Annotated in this window: 19 protein-coding genes; 10 read left to right on the top strand and 9 right to left on the bottom strand. The window is 39.4% G+C overall.

Annotated elements, in window-relative coordinates:
- The first annotated feature begins 85 nt into the window (after window positions 1–85).
- The 9 genes from AAEY68_RS14265 (at window position 86) to AAEY68_RS14225 (ending at window position 7,113) form a co-directional block, all read left to right on the top strand.
- A complete protein-coding gene (locus tag AAEY68_RS14265) occupies window positions 86–583 on the top strand; it encodes a DUF2059 domain-containing protein (RefSeq protein ID WP_010554687.1) in 498 nt (165 codons plus the stop codon).
- A 509-nt stretch (window positions 584–1,092) separates the two neighbouring features.
- Window positions 1,093–1,536 (top strand): MerR family transcriptional regulator, encoded by a 444-nt coding sequence (locus AAEY68_RS14260; protein ID WP_010554688.1) that lies wholly within the window; start codon window positions 1,093–1,095, stop codon window positions 1,534–1,536.
- On the top strand, window positions 1,526–3,772 hold the full coding sequence (locus AAEY68_RS14255; protein ID WP_350586175.1) for a heavy metal translocating P-type ATPase: 2,247 nt from the start codon (window positions 1,526–1,528) through the stop codon (window positions 3,770–3,772). Before AAEY68_RS14260 ends, AAEY68_RS14255 begins: the two co-directional genes overlap by 11 nt.
- Before the next feature lie 20 nt (window positions 3,773–3,792).
- A complete protein-coding gene (locus AAEY68_RS14250; RefSeq protein ID WP_024593887.1) occupies window positions 3,793–4,146 on the top strand; it encodes a cupredoxin domain-containing protein in 354 nt (117 codons plus the stop codon).
- Between the two features lie 70 nt (window positions 4,147–4,216).
- Window positions 4,217–4,432 carry a TIGR02450 family Trp-rich protein gene (locus AAEY68_RS14245; protein ID WP_007585532.1) on the top strand — a complete coding sequence of 72 codons (216 nt, stop codon included), beginning with the start codon at window positions 4,217–4,219 and terminating at the stop codon, window positions 4,430–4,432.
- A gap of 615 nt (window positions 4,433–5,047) precedes the next feature.
- Window positions 5,048–5,260 carry an EF-hand domain-containing protein gene (locus AAEY68_RS14240; RefSeq protein ID WP_007585535.1) on the top strand — a complete coding sequence of 71 codons (213 nt, stop codon included), beginning with the start codon at window positions 5,048–5,050 and terminating at the stop codon, window positions 5,258–5,260.
- A 169-nt stretch (window positions 5,261–5,429) separates the two neighbouring features.
- Window positions 5,430–5,636 (top strand): hypothetical protein, encoded by a 207-nt coding sequence (locus AAEY68_RS14235; protein WP_024593886.1) that lies wholly within the window; start codon window positions 5,430–5,432, stop codon window positions 5,634–5,636.
- A gap of 80 nt (window positions 5,637–5,716) precedes the next feature.
- Window positions 5,717–5,932, top strand: coding sequence for an EF-hand domain-containing protein (locus AAEY68_RS14230; protein ID WP_002958509.1), 216 nt, complete (start codon window positions 5,717–5,719; stop codon window positions 5,930–5,932).
- Window positions 5,933–6,165: 233 nt separating this feature from the next.
- Entirely contained in the window at window positions 6,166–7,113 is a 948-nt protein-coding gene (locus AAEY68_RS14225; RefSeq protein ID WP_024593885.1) for a PDC sensor domain-containing protein, read from the top strand.
- Window positions 7,114–7,148: 35 nt separating this feature from the next.
- Here the strand turns inward: AAEY68_RS14225 and AAEY68_RS14220 are convergent, their stop codons facing one another.
- Both AAEY68_RS14220 and AAEY68_RS14215 read right to left on the bottom strand, forming a co-directional pair.
- Entirely contained in the window at window positions 7,149–8,768 is a 1,620-nt protein-coding gene (locus tag AAEY68_RS14220; protein ID WP_024593884.1) for a M28 family metallopeptidase, read from the bottom strand.
- A gap of 398 nt (window positions 8,769–9,166) precedes the next feature.
- The gene (locus AAEY68_RS14215) at window positions 9,167–9,406 is read right to left on the bottom strand and encodes an RNA recognition motif domain-containing protein (RefSeq protein ID WP_007585551.1); all 240 of its coding nucleotides are present in this window, start codon (window positions 9,404–9,406) and stop codon (window positions 9,167–9,169) included.
- A 256-nt stretch (window positions 9,407–9,662) separates the two neighbouring features.
- On the opposite strand from AAEY68_RS14215, the gene AAEY68_RS14210 reads away from it, so the two are divergent.
- Window positions 9,663–10,949: a VCBS domain-containing protein gene (locus AAEY68_RS14210; protein ID WP_024593883.1), complete on the top strand. Its 1,287-nt coding sequence runs from the start codon at window positions 9,663–9,665 to the stop codon at window positions 10,947–10,949.
- A gap of 80 nt (window positions 10,950–11,029) precedes the next feature.
- Here AAEY68_RS14210 and lipA read toward each other — a convergent pair whose 3' ends face one another.
- The 7 genes from lipA to mrdA all read right to left on the bottom strand — a co-directional run bounded on the left by lipA (window position 11,030) and on the right by mrdA (window position 18,332).
- Window positions 11,030–11,995, bottom strand: coding sequence for a lipoyl synthase (gene lipA, locus AAEY68_RS14205; RefSeq protein WP_002958515.1), 966 nt, complete (start codon window positions 11,993–11,995; stop codon window positions 11,030–11,032).
- Window positions 11,992–12,645 carry a lipoyl(octanoyl) transferase LipB gene (gene lipB, locus AAEY68_RS14200; protein ID WP_010554695.1) on the bottom strand — a complete coding sequence of 218 codons (654 nt, stop codon included), beginning with the start codon at window positions 12,643–12,645 and terminating at the stop codon, window positions 11,992–11,994. The genes lipA and lipB overlap by 4 nt, the downstream gene beginning before the upstream one ends.
- Before the next feature lie 19 nt (window positions 12,646–12,664).
- On the bottom strand, window positions 12,665–12,943 hold the full coding sequence (gene ybeD, locus AAEY68_RS14195; protein WP_002958517.1) for a DUF493 family protein YbeD: 279 nt from the start codon (window positions 12,941–12,943) through the stop codon (window positions 12,665–12,667).
- 175 nt (window positions 12,944–13,118) lie between these two features.
- A complete protein-coding gene (locus AAEY68_RS14190; RefSeq protein WP_010554697.1) occupies window positions 13,119–14,282 on the bottom strand; it encodes a serine hydrolase in 1,164 nt (387 codons plus the stop codon).
- 314 nt (window positions 14,283–14,596) lie between these two features.
- Complete coding sequence (locus AAEY68_RS14185) at window positions 14,597–15,361, bottom strand: septal ring lytic transglycosylase RlpA family protein (protein WP_350586171.1); 765 nt, start codon at window positions 15,359–15,361, stop codon at window positions 14,597–14,599.
- Window positions 15,361–16,467, bottom strand: a complete 1,107-nt coding sequence (rodA, locus tag AAEY68_RS14180) for a rod shape-determining protein RodA (RefSeq protein WP_007585558.1) — start codon at window positions 16,465–16,467, stop codon at window positions 15,361–15,363. The genes AAEY68_RS14185 and rodA overlap by 1 nt, the downstream gene beginning before the upstream one ends.
- Complete coding sequence (gene mrdA, locus AAEY68_RS14175) at window positions 16,464–18,332, bottom strand: penicillin-binding protein 2 (RefSeq protein ID WP_033012431.1); 1,869 nt, start codon at window positions 18,330–18,332, stop codon at window positions 16,464–16,466. The genes rodA and mrdA overlap by 4 nt, the downstream gene beginning before the upstream one ends.
- Window positions 18,333–18,337 lie beyond the last annotated feature (5 nt).

Here is an 18,337-nt window from a genome sequence, read left to right as displayed (position 1 = left end):
GCCTTTTTAGTGACTGCTTGTACCCTTTACAAGACTAATTAATAATGTAACTATAAAACGATTATTTATATGAAAGGATATTATTATGGGTAAGGTACTACTTTTATCATTACTGATTTTTTCTAGTAGTTTGTATGCTGAACAAAATACTAAGCAGCAAAAAATAGATGAACTTATTAGTGTAATGAATTTAGATTCAATGGTTGACTCTATGTACGGCCAGGTTGAAGGTATGATGAAAGGCATGTCAGACCAAATGGGCGTTAAGCCTTCTGAACAGGCAATTTTTGATAAATACTACAGCGACATGACGACGGTATTAAAAACCGAAATGAGCTGGGCCAAAATGCAGCCGATGATGATTAGCGTGTACGACAAACATTTTAGTGAGCAAGAAATTGCCGATATGTTAGCATTTTATAAAACAGATACAGGGCAAAAAATACTTGAAAAAATGCCTGTTGTAATGCAAGAATCTATGCAAATGTCACAAAGCTTAATGAAAGATGCTATGCCTAAAATACAAACTTTAGCGCAGCAACTAAGCGACGAATTAGAGCAAAGCCGTAGCGAATCAAACTAGGGCAGCGCATGTTTGGTATTTATGCTGCGTTATCGCCTATTTATGGGGAATAACCACACTACATAGGCTCTGCCTTGCCTAAAGACCAAACAGTCTGCTGTAAATTAAACCACCAATGATCAACACGCCCTTAGATTAATACGCGCCTTACTTAGGCGCTTCTCTCCTAAATTACCCCCCTCCAGATAATACACGCCCGATATCAGCTTAAGTTAATTATGTTTGTGTCACTATACTAATGAGCAACAATACTTAATCAATTTGAGGGATTAAATTCGGCGTTAACTGCGTTAAACATTTTTGATATACGACTGCATGGATGCAGAGGCAATTAGTGATAACAACTAAATAACGAAACCTTTGCCTTGTTATCAACACGATTTTCTTGTCTTAAATAGGTTACTTAATTAAGCGAATTGGTATTATTTTATTAGTTTTAAAATAGTCATTGACCTATGTGTTGCACCTAGGTTTATTATGAAGCTACTGAAACACGACGGAGCTAAATTATGTATGTTAAACAACTCGCCAAGTTAATGGGCGTGACTGCCGATACTGTTCGTCATTACACACGTGTTGGGTTACTTAACCCAATACGCAGTGAAGAAAATGGCTATCAAGAGTATACAAAGCAAGACCAGCAGCGTTTAAAGTTTATTATTAGCTCTCGTCAACTTGGTTTTTCACTCAAAGATATTCAACACATTATAGGCGAGTCAGAGCAGGGGAATTGTCCTTGTCCGTTAACGCGTAAACTCATTACTAAACGCCTAGAAGAAACCGAAGCACTATTTCAAGAAACATTAAAATTACGAAACAGAATGCATGCAGCTCTGGCGCAATGGGATACATCAGCCGATGGTGCAAATGCCAGTGACGTGTGTAGTTTAATAGAATCTTTTGTTGATCCAATAAACGATTCTGCAAATAAGGAGCAGCGTAATGACGACTGATACAAAAGACACCGCGCAAAACTTTATTATTGAAGGCGCTAATTGCGGCAGTTGTGTGGCTAAAATTGAAAAAGCCCTTAATAGCGTGCAAGGCGCGCAAAACGTGGAAATGAACTTTGCACAGCGTACTGTCCGTGTAGAAGGTAAAGCTTGCGAAAGCACGCTTATTAAAGCAGTCGAAAACATTGGTTATTCAGCTAAGCCAATGAGTAACGAGTCTGATCAAGATGCACTTGATGAAAAAGCAAAGTCGGATGAGGCACATTATAAAAAGCTAATGCGTAATATGATATTAGCGTTAGGGGTCGGTGCGCCGTTAATGATATACGGGCTTATTTTTGACATGAGTGTGACCACCGACACACAACGAATAGCATGGTTTTTAGTGGGTATAGTCACGCTTGTGGTTATGGCTATATCAGGTAAACAATTTTACAACGGTGCATGGCAGGCATTCAAAAACCATGCTGCCAATATGGATACATTAATAGCGCTTGGTACAGGTACTGCGTGGTTGTATTCAATGTTTGTGGTAATAGCACCAAACTTATTACCGGAAGTTGCAAGACACGTATATTTTGAAGCATCATCGATGATCATCGGTTTAATTAGTTTAGGGCTCGCTTTTGAAGTAAAAGCACGTGGGCGCACCTCACAAGCAATTAAACGCTTAATTGGCCTGCAACCAAAAACTGCACGCGTAATTCGCGATGACCAAGAGCAAGACATCGACATTAGTGATGTTGTAAAAAATGATGAAGTACGCGTACGCCCGGGTGAAAAAATCCCTGTGGATGGCGATGTTATTGAAGGCAGCAGTACGGTTGATGAGTCAATGCTTACTGGTGAGCCAATGGCCGTCCGCAAAAAAACGGGCGATAAAGTTGTTGCCGGAAGTATTAATAAAAGTGGTACATTATTATTTAAAGCCACGCACATTGGTAGCGAAACCACACTGGCTAATATTATTAATATGGTAAAGCGTGCACAAAACTCTAAGCCATCAATAGGGCGCTTAGCCGATGTCATATCAGGAATATTTGTACCAACAGTGATGATTATTGCAGTACTTGCAGGGCTTGCATGGTTAAACTTTGGACCTGAGCCATCAATTGCTTATGCCGTAGTTGCGGTAACCACCGTACTTATTATTGCTTGTCCTTGTGCGCTAGGACTCGCAACCCCTATGTCGGTTATGGTGGGTATTGGTAAAGCCGCAGAGTCAGGAATATTAATTCGAAATGGTGAGTCGCTGCAAACAACATCTAAAATCACCACCATGATTTTAGATAAAACAGGCACTATTACCCAAGGCACACCGCAAGTTACCGATGTAGTTACGTTTAACAACAGTGATGAAAATACAGTAATGCAACGTGTTGCAAGCCTTGAAAGTAGCTCAGAGCATCCACTGGCAGAAGCAATTACGGCACACGCTAAAAAGCAGGGCTTAGCTTTAAGTAAAGTAGCCGACTTTAACGCAATTACAGGTAAAGGTGTAACCGGCAGTGTTGACGGGCAAACACTATTGTTTGGTAATAAAGCGCTAATGGATAAATACGATGTAGCCGTTGATGATGCAACCGAGCAAGCTCAAACACTTGCCGGTGATGCTAAAACGCCCATGTATTTTGCAAGTAATAATAAGCTCCAAGCTATTATTGCGGTAGCAGATCCTATTAAAGAGGATTCAGTTGAAGCTATTAAACGCCTGCAAGATAAAGGTATCCACCTAGTTATGCTAACAGGTGACAACAAAGCCACTGCACGAGCCGTTGCTAAGCAAGTTGGTATTGATGACTTTATTGCAGAAGTAATGCCCGATGACAAAGTAAACGAAGTAACAAAGCGCCAAGCAAACGGTGAAATAGTGGGTATGACAGGTGACGGTATTAACGATGCCCCCGCACTTGCGCAAGCCGATGTAGGGTTTGCAATTGGCACAGGTACCGATGTTGCAATAGAAAGTGCAGACATTACCTTAATGCGTGGTTCGTTACATGGCCTTGCTGATGCAATTGCAGTGAGTAATGCAACTATTTCAAATATTAAACAGAACCTATTTGGTGCCTTTATTTATAACGTGGCGGGTATTCCGATTGCAGCCGGCGTGTTGTATCCATTTTTTGGCATACTACTTAACCCTGTTGTTGCAGGTGCAGCTATGGCACTTTCATCGCTTACAGTGGTAAGTAACGCTAATCGCTTACGTTTTTTCAAACCAAATAAATCGTAATTTAAGCTAAGGAGTACATTATGTTGATGATTAATATAGGTGGTGCACTGTTAATAGCCGCAATTATTTATTGGTTTTGGCTATACAAACCAGAGCAAACACAAAGTGATGACAACAAAGTAACGATAGTCGTTGATAACGGTGTTTATAAGCCAGGACACATTAAAGTGGCAGCCAACAAAGAGGTTGTACTTACCTTTGATAGAAAAGATGGCGCGCCGTGCGCCGAAACCGTGGTATTTCCACAGCTTGATATAAGTAAAACTCTGGCAATGGGTGATGGCAACACAGTTAAACTACCCGCGCTTGAAGCCGGTGAGTATGATTTTCATTGCCAAATGCAAATGTATAAGGGCAAGCTAGTTGCGCAGTAGTCTGAACTAAGTAGGTGTTGGGGTCGTATAGTTGCCTTATAAAAGTTACGAGTAAGAGTCGCTATATTAAATGAATAAATTAAACCCTAAAAAATTATTGAATAGTAAATGGACCGCAACACCTTCTATAAATAAAGAAAAACACTTCATTATTGTTGAGGTGGAATTTGATGAAGATGGTAATGTAATTGAGTGTATTACAGAGGCTGTTATGTCAAAAAATCAATATCCAATTAGTTGGCGAGATTTAAAAGATAACCAAAAGTGGCTACAAGGGTGGAAGTAGTTTAAATCTACATAATTTACCTCACTCCAATAGCGGCACATTTGCAGATAGCTGGAACACGATATAGGTTTGCTTAACTCAAGCGAACCTATATTTTACGGCGCATTAAGTTATGAACTCAATGCTATAACTTAGCTCATATATCACATTCTTTCTGAGTAATTCGCCATTTGGCAACAAAACAGTTAATTTCAAAATATCCTTCCAAAATTTTTATAATAAATCTCAAAAACAATGTAACTTACTGATTATAAGTAAATTAATTATTTAATGGTCGCGAATAAATCCTATGTTACTTCCATGTTCATATTCAGTTTATTTTGAAGACTAACCCAAACGCCCCCCTTATTGGCTTTTTAGCAAAAGTGTGTCTTTTTAACTAAATCTAACCAATTGATTTATATCGGTTTATTGTTTTTAGGTAAATGGCTGTTGCTAAATAGCAACAATAACACCTCCTCAAATTAAGCTTCTCTCGCTTTATATTGTTTAACTCATTGTTTTTAAATAATAAATAAAAAGTGGCACCGAAGTTGTAATACCTAGAGTGTATTAAGCAAAACGTGATGAAAGCCAAAGGCCTTAATCGCAACAACCCAATGAAGGAATACTATTATGAAAACATTTCAATCAACACTAGTACTAATGGCGCTAGCTTCTTCATCAGCGGCTTTTGCAGCAACAGATTTTGATACGCTAGACGTAGATGGTAATGGCGCAATCAGCCAAGCCGAAGCATCAGTAGATGCTGAGCTTTTAAGCAAATTTGAAGAACTCGATACAAACCAAGATGGTGAGCTATCTGAAGATGAGTTTTCTAAGGCCTAAAATTAAAGCCTTAAGCAGTTAATGCTCTGTAATGTTATCTAAATTCTGAGTTGCCAAAGACAACCTAAGTAGGCAAGGGAGCCTACTAAAAAGAATAACCAGGAAGTGACTAGAGAGCACTATAGAGCAAATTTATTTAGGACACCGCATACTTTTGAAGGATTAAATTATGAAAAAGCTACAATCAACATTTGTACTTATGGCTATTGTTTCTTCGTCAGTAGTATTTGCAAACACAGACTTTGAAACACTCGATGCAGACGACAACGCTTCAATTAGTCAAGCTGAAGAATCGGTGCAAGTAATAGAGCAATTTGACGAGCTAAATGTTCAAAGTAGCGGTGGTCCGACAGAAAATGATTTTTTTGAATATTAATTTATAAACACTTTACTCCTAAAGGATCTTTGAAAAGGACTTCTTACCTCTAATCAGGCTCAAAGCCTAAGGAAACGATTATGAAAACATTACACAAAACTCTAGCACTTGTAGCCCTTGCTTCTTCTTCAGCGGCGTTTGCTGCGGTAGATTTTGATTCTTTTGATACTGATGGCGACGGCGTAATTAGTAAAACAGAAGCCCAAGTAAACTCGCAACTAGTACAGCTTTTTGATCAATTAGATGCAGATGGAAATGGTGAATTATCTAAAGAAGAGTTTTCGAAGGTTCAGTAACAGGCTCTATATTTAAGTTAGTCGTAAAGCCTTACCAGTCATACTCACAAAGCAGCTAAGTAATTAATACTTAGCTGCTTTTTTGTGCATTTAATTTAATATATTACCTTTTAGTCACCAAAGTAGTGCAAAACACGAGTTTTAATATCATTAAGTTGCTGATTGTTAAGTTATTTTATTATTGGTTTTAAACTTGCAAATCTATTTATAACTTAGGTTAATGAGTATTTAAAATGGCGCGAATGAGTTATATCAGTAGTGTTGAGCGCTACCACGAATATGAGCATGTAATACACAGCTTACTTGAATCTATTTTGATGAGTATTGAGGATGGGTTAATTAAAGAGCGTGATACCCGCTACCTGATTAAGCAGTACCCATTTTTAGAATTACAATATTGTTTAAATGCAGAAGGTTTGCAGCAGGGTAATAATGTCTGCTTTAAACGGGCATATAGCAAAAAACTAGGTGAAAGTGGTAATCAACAAGATTTAAGCGAGCGCCCCTATTTTTTGAACGCTAAAGCAAGTGATAGAGTGTGCTTTACTGATCCCTACATTTCTATAGCGACTAACCATTTATGTATATCGGCGATTAAAGAACTAAAAAAACCAATTAATAATCAACATTACTTGGTCGTTGATGTGAGCTTAACGCAGCTTATTGAGTTTGTAATGGGTGATACTGCGCGCGCTAATATGTCGCCTTACTTCAAAGCGGGTTACGGTATTATTGTTGCGTGCTTATTTTGCTTAGTATTATTTTTACTGAATATCGTTTTTAATGATATATACGCGCTATTAACCCATGTAGATACCTCATCAGACCCACTTGAACCCTTTAGTATCATTATTTACATCACCCTAGCATTAGCAGTATTCGATTTAGGTAAAACAATACTCGAAGAAGAAATCCTTATGCATAAGGATATTTTTAGGCACTCATCTACGCGGCGCACTATTACACGGTTTATATCTACCGTGTTAATTGCTATATCAATTGAGGCGCTGTTAACTATGTTTAAAGCGGCGCTGGGGCAATCGGAATATTTAATGCCTGCAATAGCGATGATGCTTGCAGTAGTGGGGCTTTTAATTGCACTGGCTATCTATGTTTATTTAGGAGCAAAGGCCGAAACGCTATTAATGCGGGCTCGTTTAAAACAAAAATCCTCCAAGTAGGAGGATTTTTATATTACATAACTATTAATAGTTATTTATTGTTTATCTTGCGCGCGTTTGGCTTTAAAGTCAGACTCGCTCGTCCACTTTGGCCAATCGCCATTGTTTGCAAGTTGAGTGGCTATATCAACAATAAGATCTATATCTTGCTTAACACCACCTAACGACCAATCAGCAGAGTAGTCGTCTGCTTCTTTATGGTACTTATGCGCAATGTACTCAGGATCGGTATCGCCCAGGCTCATAAATAATAAACTAGGCACGCCTTGCTTAGAAAGTGAGAAATGATCAGATCTAAAAAATAAGCCATTTTGCGGACGAGGATCCATTTTAACAACACGGCCTTGTGATTTTGCAGCCTTTGCTAAATAGTTTTCCATTGTCGATAAATCTTTACCGTATTGTAAAATGTAGTCAGTACCATCAAGCACGTTCATGCCATCAATATTTAATAGACCGACCATTTTTTTTGTAGGTACAACCGCACCCGATGCAAATTCTTCAGAACCAATTAACCCCGTTTCTTCTGCTGTAAAGTTAGCAAAAATAATTGAGCGTTTAAATGGTTTTTGCTTATTCATTTTGCTCATGATGCGTGCTATTTCAAGCGTGGCTGCAGTGCCTGAAGCGTTATCTACTGCGCCGTTATAAATCTTAGGGCCAGTATCCGTTTGTTTAGTACCAAAGTGGTCCCAGTGAGCGCTAATAACAACGTATTCGTCAGGTGATTCGCTACCTGTAATTTGTGCAACTACGTTATGCGATTTTGCATGAGATACTTCGTTTTTAAAGGCAAGGTTTGCTTTTAAGTTAAGTGGCGTCGCTTTAAAGTCATCATTTAATGCTGCTTGTTTTAAATCTTGATAGTTAAGCTTTGCGGCGTTAAACATTTTCTCAGTCGCATCAAGTGTTAGCCAGCCCATAACCGGTAATTTAGACGCGTTTAAATTGTTATCCATTAACGTGTATTTAGTGCCGGTGTTTGAACTTTCAACTACGCCCCAAGGGTATGCCGCAGGTGCTGTTTCATGAACAATAAATACAGCCTTTGCACCTTGGCGAGCGGCTTCTTCATATTTATAAGTCCAGCGACCGTAGTAGGTCATTGCATTACCAGTAAAAAGGGCATTGTTTTGAGTAGCAAAGCCTGGATCGTTAACTAGCACAACCACTGTTTTATCTGTTACATCAATATTTTTATAGTCATTCCAGCTATATTCTGGCGCATTAATACCATAGCCAACAAATACAACGTCAGAGCTTCTTACATCAATTAATGGCTGAAGTTGCTCGGTACGTGCGGTAAAGTCTTTGCCTGATTCAAAGCTCAAATCACCTACCTTTAACTGCATGTCCTGATTAGCTGTCACCATTGCCATTTTTACAGGCTGTAAGTATTTACCTTTATAAGCACCGGTTAAACCCAGCGCTTTATATTGCTCGCTTAAGTAGCCTACTGTTTTCACTTCGCCATGAGTAAGCGGGCCTCGGCCTTGAAAGTCATCAGAGGCTAGCGTTTTAATATGCTGTTTAATATTGCTAAGGCTTACACCGGCTGTATTTTCTAATGGGGTTTGTTGGCTTGCAGGCTCTGAGCAGCCAAAGAGTGCAACTAGCAGGCTTAGGCTAGCGCTTTTTAAAAGAGTAGATGCCATAGTCTTCATATTGTTATTTAATTAGGCTTTCAATATAAAGGAAGCACCGCAGCGATGTCGAATTTTTATAGAGAACTTTTCATTCAATTGCAGATTGATTTGATAAGGTGTATAAATAACGAACAACCTAAGGGAGCACATAATGAGCCAATGTAAAAAAAGTGGGTATTTATTTATAGCTAGTGGCATTGCATTTTTTGCTGCTGCAATATTAGCTGAGCAGGAGACATTTTTTGTGCTGTCTGCTTCTTTTATAATATTGGGCACTATAAGTATAAAAAAAGCGGCTTAATAACCGCTTAGTTTTTTTAGCTAAATATAAAGCTTAAATACAATACTTGGCACTAAAAGCAAAAAACCAGCATTAGCTGGTTTTTTAGTATAAGTTGCAGTTAGCTTTATGCGTCTGCAAGCTTTACGCGGATCTTACTTTTATCAACAGTAGATTGGTTAAGTGCTTTAATGGCGCTTTTACTTTCTATGTCGTTTGGCATTTCTAAAAAGGCAAAGCCTTTAGATTGGCCAGTTTCTTTATCAAGTACCAAGTTGCAGGTAGTCACTTTACCGTGCTCTGCAAATAAAGTACGAAGCTCATGCTCAGTGGTAGCACGAGACAAGTTACGAACTAATAGTTTCATAATGAACCTAAATAATTATGTCAGTACTAATTATCTCAAGTAACTCAGCTTTAACCTAATTTTATTTTAAAACATATATAAATAAACGTTCTATAGGAATAATTGTTTGTATCACACTGAAAAAACATAGCTTTTATAATTTTAAATGGATTGTCATCAAATTGGTCATGTTAATTGGTAATTGAGTTGTGGTTATTTGCATAGTTAATTGGTAAGTTTATGTTTTATTAACTTACTATTAACTATAAAGCTAACAATGCCTAAATATAATCTTAAACTGTGTAATGTAATTACAACCGCACTTCTATCTTATTTAGTTGTTGGTTGTGGCAGCTCTGGCTCTGATTCTACGGTGCAAAATAATGAAGCGATTACTTTACAAACTCCTGCAATAATTGGTGGTTATAGCCGAGGCGAAGTTATTAGTGATAGTAATGATGCAATAACAGGCTCATTAACCATTACTGATCAACAATCCGGTGAGGCTGCTTTTATAGCACAAGAAAATAGCGCTACAAGCTATGGTTTTTTTAGCTTAAATGCTGGTGGAAATTGGTCATACACACTTGATGATTTAAACGCTTCAATAACATCTTTAAGTGAAGATGAAACACTGCAAGACACAATAACAGTAAACTCTTTAGATGGTACTGGCGCACAAATTATCATAACAATTGTTGGTGCACCAATAGCTCAAGCTGATGGCTTTGAGAACATCTCGCACGTGTTATTGCAATCAGATGGCGTAGATTCGGGACTTGACGCATACACACTTATTGAAAATATATTCGGCGAAGGGTCAATTGAATCTCCAGACTTGTACGCTGGCAATCATGAAAGTGTTGTCCATATTATCGAAGATACCGATACGATAATTGGTAACCATTTTGTATTTTTAGCCCACCGAGATGATGACCAAGATAAAGACAAAGGTGCAAGTGACAGGCAACGCAACGAAATAAAAACCTACGATAAATCACCGCAAGAAACACTGGCCTTTGAGGGGGAGACATTTCAATACAGCTGGAAATTTAAAGTAAGTAGCGAGCTTGAGCTTACGAGTAAGTTTAGCCATTTTTTTCAAATAAAAGCCCGTAACGAAAGTAACGACAACACCAATGGTAATGACGATCAGCCTATTATCACTCTCTCAGGTGCACAAAAAAACAGTACAGGCAATCAACTGCAAGTGCGGTATAGCGCAGGCTTTGACGAAAACGGTAACAGCACGGGTCTTGATAAAAACTTAATTGAAACCGACTGGTCTTTAATTACAGATGAATGGGTCGAGGTATTTGTACAAGCTACATTTAGTGAAAGTGGTAAGCTTGATATGACATTAACGCGCTTAAGCGACAACGCAGAGATATTTAATATAAGCGAGCAAAACATAGATATGTGGCGCGGCTTTAATGATGATGATTTTGCTCGTCCTAAGTGGGGAATATACCGCTCAATTGTTGAAACCGACAGCCTTCGAGTTGATGAAGAACGTGTTAGGTTTGCTGATTTTTCTATCACAAGAGGTAAGTTAGCGCAGTAAGCTATTTTATCAATTAGCATGAAAAAGCCGTTAATAATTATGCATTATTAACGGCTTTTTTTATTCTTTGATAAAAGTGGTTATTTTACTTCTTTGCCCGCTGCTTGTTGATCAGCATGGTAGCTTGAGCGTACAAACGGACCTGAAGCCGCGTGAGTAAAGCCAATTTCGTCTGCATACGCTTTTAAGCCGTCAAACTCTACTGGTGGCACGTAGCGTTTAACCGGTAAGTGATGCTTAGATGGTTGTAGATATTGGCCTACAGTTAGCATGTCAACGTTGTGTGCACGTAAATCGCGAAGCACTTCTTCAATTTCGCTAATTTCTTCACCTAAACCTACCATTAAGCCTGATTTAGTTTTTACTTCTGGGTGAGCTTCTTTAAAGCGGCGAAGTAATTCTAATGACCATTTGTAGTCAGCACCTGGGCGAGCTAGTTTGTATAAACGTGGCGCAGTTTCAAGATTGTGGTTAAACACATCTGGTGGCGTCTCGATTAATATCTCTAGTGCGCGGTCCATACGACCACGAAAATCAGGTACTAAAATTTCGATAGTAATAGTTGGATTATGTTTACGAATCTCGCGAATACAATCGGCAAAATGCTGTGCACCACCATCACGTAAATCATCACGGTCAACTGAAGTGATTACAACGTAGCTTAGCTTCATATCTTTAATAGTAAGTGCTAGCTTTTCAGGTTCAGTGGCATCAGGTTTTAATGGGCGACCATGAGCAACATCACAAAATGGGCAACGACGAGTACAAATAGCACCTAAAATCATAAAGGTAGCTGTACCGTGGTTAAAACATTCAGATAGGTTAGGGCACGAAGCCTCTTCACATACCGAGTGTAAGCCATGCTTACGTAGCGCTTTTTTAATGCCGTCAATGCGATCGGTTGATTTAGGTAAGCGAATTTTTAACCATTCTGGCTTACGCAACATTTCAGTTTTTTCTGTAGGTAAAACTTTTACTGGGATCAACGCCATTTTTTCTGCGTCGCGTAGTTTTACACCTGGTTCCATTTTGACTGGTTTATTCATTCGTTTTCAAACCCTTCAGTATGCTTAACCTGTGTTGCATTAAGCTTCTTGATCATGTGTTTCACCAATCCTTCACCTGCACTTTCTAGGTTTTGAGGACCATCTAATTCTTTAGTTTGCACCATATTCATGCCCGCATAACCACATGGGTTAATGCGTAAAAATGGACTTAGGTCCATGTTAACATTTAATGCTAAGCCATGAAACGAGCAACCACGACGAACCCTTAACCCAAGGGATGCAATTTTGCTGTCGTTAACGTAAACACCGGGTGCATCAGCTTTAGCATAAGCTTCAATACCATACTCGGCGAGTGATTCAATAATGCACTCTTCAAGCCATGTAACCAATTCACGTACACCAATCTTTAAACGACGTAGATTAAATAATACATACATCATTTGCTGGCCAGGGCCGTGATAAGTTACTTGTCCGCCACGGTCAACTTTAATCACCTCAATGTCGCCAGGAGCTAGTAAGTGTTCGTCCTTACCAGCCTGACCTTGGGTGAATACACTCTCGTGCTCTACAAGCCAAATTTCATCTGGCGTATTTTCATCACGGGTGTCGGTAAAGTCCTGCATTTTTTGCCAAATTGGCATATAACGCTGACGACCCAGTTGGCGTACGATCAAAGTGTTTTCGTTCACAACAAATCTCAACTATGGCTTAAAGCATGTGGCGTACGTCATCAATATTGCTGATCACGTTGTAAATTTCTTCAATGTGTTTGCCACTAGTAACCGTTGCTACAAGGCTTACTGACTCGTAATTACCTTTGCTGCTTGGTTTTACTTTAGGGGCGTAATCGCCAGGTGCTATTGGTTGTAACTTAGCTAAAATTTGATCAGTTAAGTTTACATTAGCTAAACCCATTATTCTGAATGTAAATGGGCAAGGGTACTCTAGGTACTCATCAAATTTAGTATCTTTAACAGGTTGAACCACGACGGTGACTCCTCATACAAAAGTGTGGACTCTATGCAAGCTCGAAGCTTAATACAGATAGGCAATTAGCAGTCTTGCTTATATGGGGCGCATTCTAACATTTTTCAAGCAAAAAAAAACGCCTCACAGTGGAGACGTTTAAATTAGTTACCCTAGTTAATAGGGGAGCTATAAATTACTGCATGATCTGTAAACGTAAGTAATCATAAATTTTGCTAAAGAAGCTGCCTTCTTCCACTTCTTCAAGTGTTACTAGTGGGTATTGAGCAATATCTTCGCCCTCTAGTTGTAAGAATAACGTACCTACTTTAGTACCTTTAGCAAGTGGTGCTTCAAGTGTGTTATCTAGCTCAAAGTTAGCTTTAAGGTTTTTATGCTGACCACGTGGGATAGTAATCGGTGTATCTTCTAAAATACCTAAAGATACATTTTCTTTGTTACCCATCCAAATACGTTGTTCTGCAAAGCTATCGCCTGCTTTGTACGGAGTAATTGTTTCATAAAAACGAAAACCATAGTTAAGTAGTTTTTTACTTTCTACTTTACGAGCTCGTTCGCTGGTAGTACCCATAACAACAGCAATTAAACGCATATCGTTTTTAGTTGCTGAGGTAACTAGGCTGTAGCCAGCTTCTGATGTATGACCAGTTTTAATACCGTCAACATCTAAGCTTTCGTCCCACAATAATGAGTTACGGTTATATTGCTTAATGCCGTTATAAGTAAACGATTTTTGCTTATAAAGTGCATATTCATCTGGCACATCACGAATAAGTGCAGCACCAAGTGTCGCCATATCGCGAGGCGTTGTGAAGTGCTCGTCAGTATCAAGGCCATGGCTGTTGATAAAGTGGCTGTTGCTCATACCTAATTTAGCAGCATGGGCATTCATTAAATCAGCAAATGCGCTTTCGCTTCCAGCAATATGCTCAGCCATTGCTACACATGCATCATTACCTGATTGAATAATAATACCGTGGTTAAGCTGATCAACACTAATTTGTTTACCTACTTCAATAAACATCTTTGAAGATTCTGGAAAGTTTTTAGCCCATGCTTTTTCGCTTACCGTTACCATATCGGTAGTGGCAATATTACCTGCTTTGATTTCAGTACCAATTACATAACTGGTCATCATTTTAGTTAAACTTGCAGGTGCTAGCTGTGTATCGGCTTCACCTTCAGCAATAACTTTACCTGTTGTAAAGTCGACTAAAAAATAACCTTTTGCATTAACTTGAGGTGGTGCCGGAATAATTTGGGCGCTGGCTGAGAATACGGCGGCTGTACAAACTAGGCCGCATACACCTTTGAGGATTTTATGTTTAATAGATTTCATCATACTCATTAATGGTTAAAGTTAAAGATTCGCGTTACGCCATTCTATACCCAAACTACCCCGAGATGCGAGTTTCAGTTGGAGTTAAAAACGATTTAGGCAAGGCATTGATTGCAAATAATAGTTACTCTATTGTTCAAATCAATAACGCAGTATAAATCGTTTTTAAACCAACCCTTAGGGCGTTTCACTGGAGCTTACTCTCTGTGTTGTTACTTTTTAAAAGGGATTACCATTTCTACAAAGTAACGCCTAGATATTAAGCCCCAGTGCAACGCTGAATTCTGCATCCTGGGGTAGTTTGGGTATTAGTCTTACTGAGTGTAAAGCAAGAACGCGTTTTGAAATTGATTTTGTTTTAATTTTTTTAATACTTCGTCTGCATGAGGGGTATCTTTTATTGGCCCTAAATGCAGTCTGTAAATGTCGTCTTTTTGAACGATATTTGTTGGTAATTTGTATTGCTCTCGCAATGTGCTGGCAAGCGCTTCAATATTAGCAAGTGTACTACCTGCAGCTACCTGAATATAGGTTTGACGCGCAGTTGCGCCCGCAAGCGTAACGGCTTCTAGCTTAACCTTTGCTGTACCATGGGTGTAATAGCCGAGCTTGTAAGCGGCTGCGTACGAAAGGTCAATTATTCTATTGTCATGAAACGGGCCCCGATCGTTCACGCGCACGATTACCGATTTACCATTTGCTGTATTGGTTACTTTAACAAAGCTAGGTAGTGGCAGCGTTTTATGCGCTGCGGTCATGGCAAACATATCATACGTTTCACCATTTGAAGTGTGATAACCATGAAATTTACGACCATACCAAGAGGCAATGCCTTCTTCACTAAAGCCTGTTTCATCAAGCATGGGTGAATAACTTTTACCAAGCACTGTATATGGGCGACTAGCGCTGGCGCTTTTAGTTACTTCGGTAACTATAGCGTCTTGCATCTCAAGTGTAGTCGGGGCTCTAAGTGGTGCTGCATCATGGCGCATGCTATAACGGCTACTTGAGCTGCTACTACATGCACTTAAAAGCAAAATTAATAACGTGGTAAATATAAGCTGGTTAGTGTGTCGCATTATTTTAAAAGCATCCTTTTATCTGTTGCGATTGACATAATAATGCCAAATCCTGCCATTAACGTCACCATCGATGTACCACCATAACTAATCAGTGGTAAAGGTACGCCTACAACAGGTAATAAACCCGATACCATGCCTATGTTTACAAATACGTATACAAAAAAGGTGAGGGTGAGTGCGCCTGCGAGCAATTTACCAAATGCATCTTGTGCATTAACAGCAATGTATAAACCACGGCCAATAATAAATAAATAGAGACTAAGTAAAACACATACGCCAAATAAACCAAATTCTTCGCTTAAAACCGAAAATATAAAGTCGGTGTGGCGCTCTGGCAAAAATTCTAATTGCGATTGCGTACCAAGCAGCCAGCCTTTACCTTCTATACCGCCTGAGCCAATAGCAATTTTAGATTGAATAATATGATAACCCGAACCGAGCGGATCGCTCTCAGGGTCTAAAAAGGTGAGTACACGCTGCTTTTGATAATCGTGCATACCGTAGTGCCAAAATGGCCATGCGGCAAGCGCTACAATAGAGCTTAAAAAGCCGATTAAACGCCAACTTAATCCAGACAAAAACAAAACAAATATACCTGAACTTGCAATAAGTATAGCGGTACCTAAATCGGGTTGTTCTTTAATTAATAATGTAGGGAGCATTACGATCATAAAGCCAATAATTAAGTGCATTGGCCGAGGAGGTAAGTGGTTTCGCCCTATATACCAAGCTACCATCATAGGGACTGCCAGCTTCATTAATTCTGCAGGTTGAAACCGTGTCACCCCTAAATCGAGCCATCGCTGTGCGCCTTTTGAGCTTACGCCAAATAAAAGTACACCCACTAGCATTAATAAACCAACGCAATAAAGTGGGATCACTAAACGCTTTAATGTGGCAGGCGAAAACTGGGCCAAAACAACCATAGCAACAACCGCACCGCCCATACGAGTCATGTGCCTAATCATCATTGAAGAGTCTTGGCCGCTTGCGCTGTAAACAACCATTATGCTACCAGCCATCATTATGAGTAATGCAATAAGCAGTGGTAGGTCTAGATGCATACGCATCCAAATAGAGCGTTTATCGTGCAAAGCGGTCATGGTGTATCGTTCCTTGCAAGATTAACTGGATTGGCTGCAAAGTAGTAATCCATAAGTTGGCGAGCAATTTGAATACCACCGTGGTTGTTTTCTAATACAACAGAAACCACAATTTTAGGATCGTTGTAAGGTGCAAACCCTACGTAAATTGTGTTGTCACGCTGGCGCTCTTTAAGCGATTCTGCATCGTAGCGTTCACCTTGGGCAATACTAACTACCTGTGCAGTACCCGTTTTACCAGCCGAGTCGTAGTTAGTGCCTTTAAATGCTTTGTGCGCTGTGCCTGATATTTTTTGAACTGTATTATGCATTGCATCTAACGATACCTGCCAATGGCGTGGATCTTTTAAAATAACAGGGGGTTTTTCTTCGTTGTTAATTTGCGTTATGTCGCTATCTTTTTTTATTACTTGCACCAAATGAGGTGGATGATTAATACCACGATTAACTAATATGTTAGTCGCATTTGCAATTTGAATTGGTGTAGCAGTCCAGTAACCTTGACCAATACCTACTGAAATAGTATCACCACGCCACCAAGACTCTTTGAAGCGTCCTTCTTTCCATTCTTTTGAAGGTAGAATAGCAGTAGTTTCTTCATGAATATCAATACCTGACAAATCGCCGTAGCCAAAACGGGCCATAAAATCACTGATTTTAGTAATGCCTAATCGGTAAGCCGCATCGTAAAAATAGGTATCGCACGACTCTTCAATCGCCTTGTATACATCCACATGACCATGGCCCCAACGTTTCCAATCTCGCCATTTGTGTTCAACATTTGGAATTTGAAAAAAACCAGGATCCCACATTGATGTTGATTCATTTACTATATTTTCTTCAAGCGCTAATACAGCCATTAAGGGTTTTACCGTAGAGGCAGGCGCATAACGACCTTGCGTAGTACGGTTTATTAACGGACGGTCTTGGTTAAGTAACGCTTTATAATTTTTGCTGCTAATGCCGTGTACAAATAAGTTTGGGTCGTAACTTGGGTTTGAATAAAGTGCCAGCACGCCACCATCTTTTGCATCCATAACTACAACAGCGCCACGCATATCTTTAAGCCCATGCTGTGCAATTTGTTGCAAGCCAATGTCTAAGGTAAGTACTAAATCGCTACCAGGTTGTGGCTGGGTCATGCTTAGAGTGCGAATTACACGGCCACGGTTATTAACTTCTACCCGTTGTGAGCCCACTTTACCGTGCAATGTTTCTTCATAGTATTTTTCTAATCCGAGCTTGCCAATATCATATGTAGCACGGTAATTGGTTGCACGATCTTCTTGTTCTAATTGGTTTAGCTCTTTTCTATTAAGCTTGGCAACATATCCAAGCGCATGCGTTAGCGTGTCGCCAAATGGGTAGTAGCGAGCCAGACGTGCCTCAATACTAAAACCAGGGAATTTATGTTGATTAACCGAAAATTTCGCCACTTCAGTTTCGTCTAAGCGGGCTTTTAATACTTGTGATTTAAAACGACGGGTGTGTTTTATATCTTTTAAAAAGTCTTGTTTATCTTGCTCTGTAATCGCAATTATTTTACTTATTTGATCAAGCGATTCGTCAAGGTCATCTACCTCTTCGGGGATGACTTCAAGGTTGTAAACAGGTTTGTTTTCAGCAAGTAGCACACCGTTACGGTCGTAAATTAAACCACGGTTGGGTGCAATAGGAATAACTTTAATGCGGTTATCGTTGGAGCGGGTTTGGTAGTCTTGGTGATCTTCTACCTGAATAGTATAAAGATTAGAAAGTAATACAGCGACTAATCCTAATACAAAAACAAAACCCACGAATGCTCGCCTAGCAAATAAGTTTGCTTCTGCGGAGTGGTCACGAATAGTGGGTCTATGTTTTAGCATGGCAA

Origin of the sequence: Pseudoalteromonas sp. RB2-MNA-CIBAN-0110, from assembly GCF_040309305.1 — a bacterium.
GTDB classification, from domain to species: Bacteria; Pseudomonadota; Gammaproteobacteria; order Enterobacterales; family Alteromonadaceae; genus Pseudoalteromonas; species Pseudoalteromonas arctica.
Note: the sequence above shows the minus strand (reverse complement) of the source record. Positions and strands in the feature narration are given on the sequence as shown.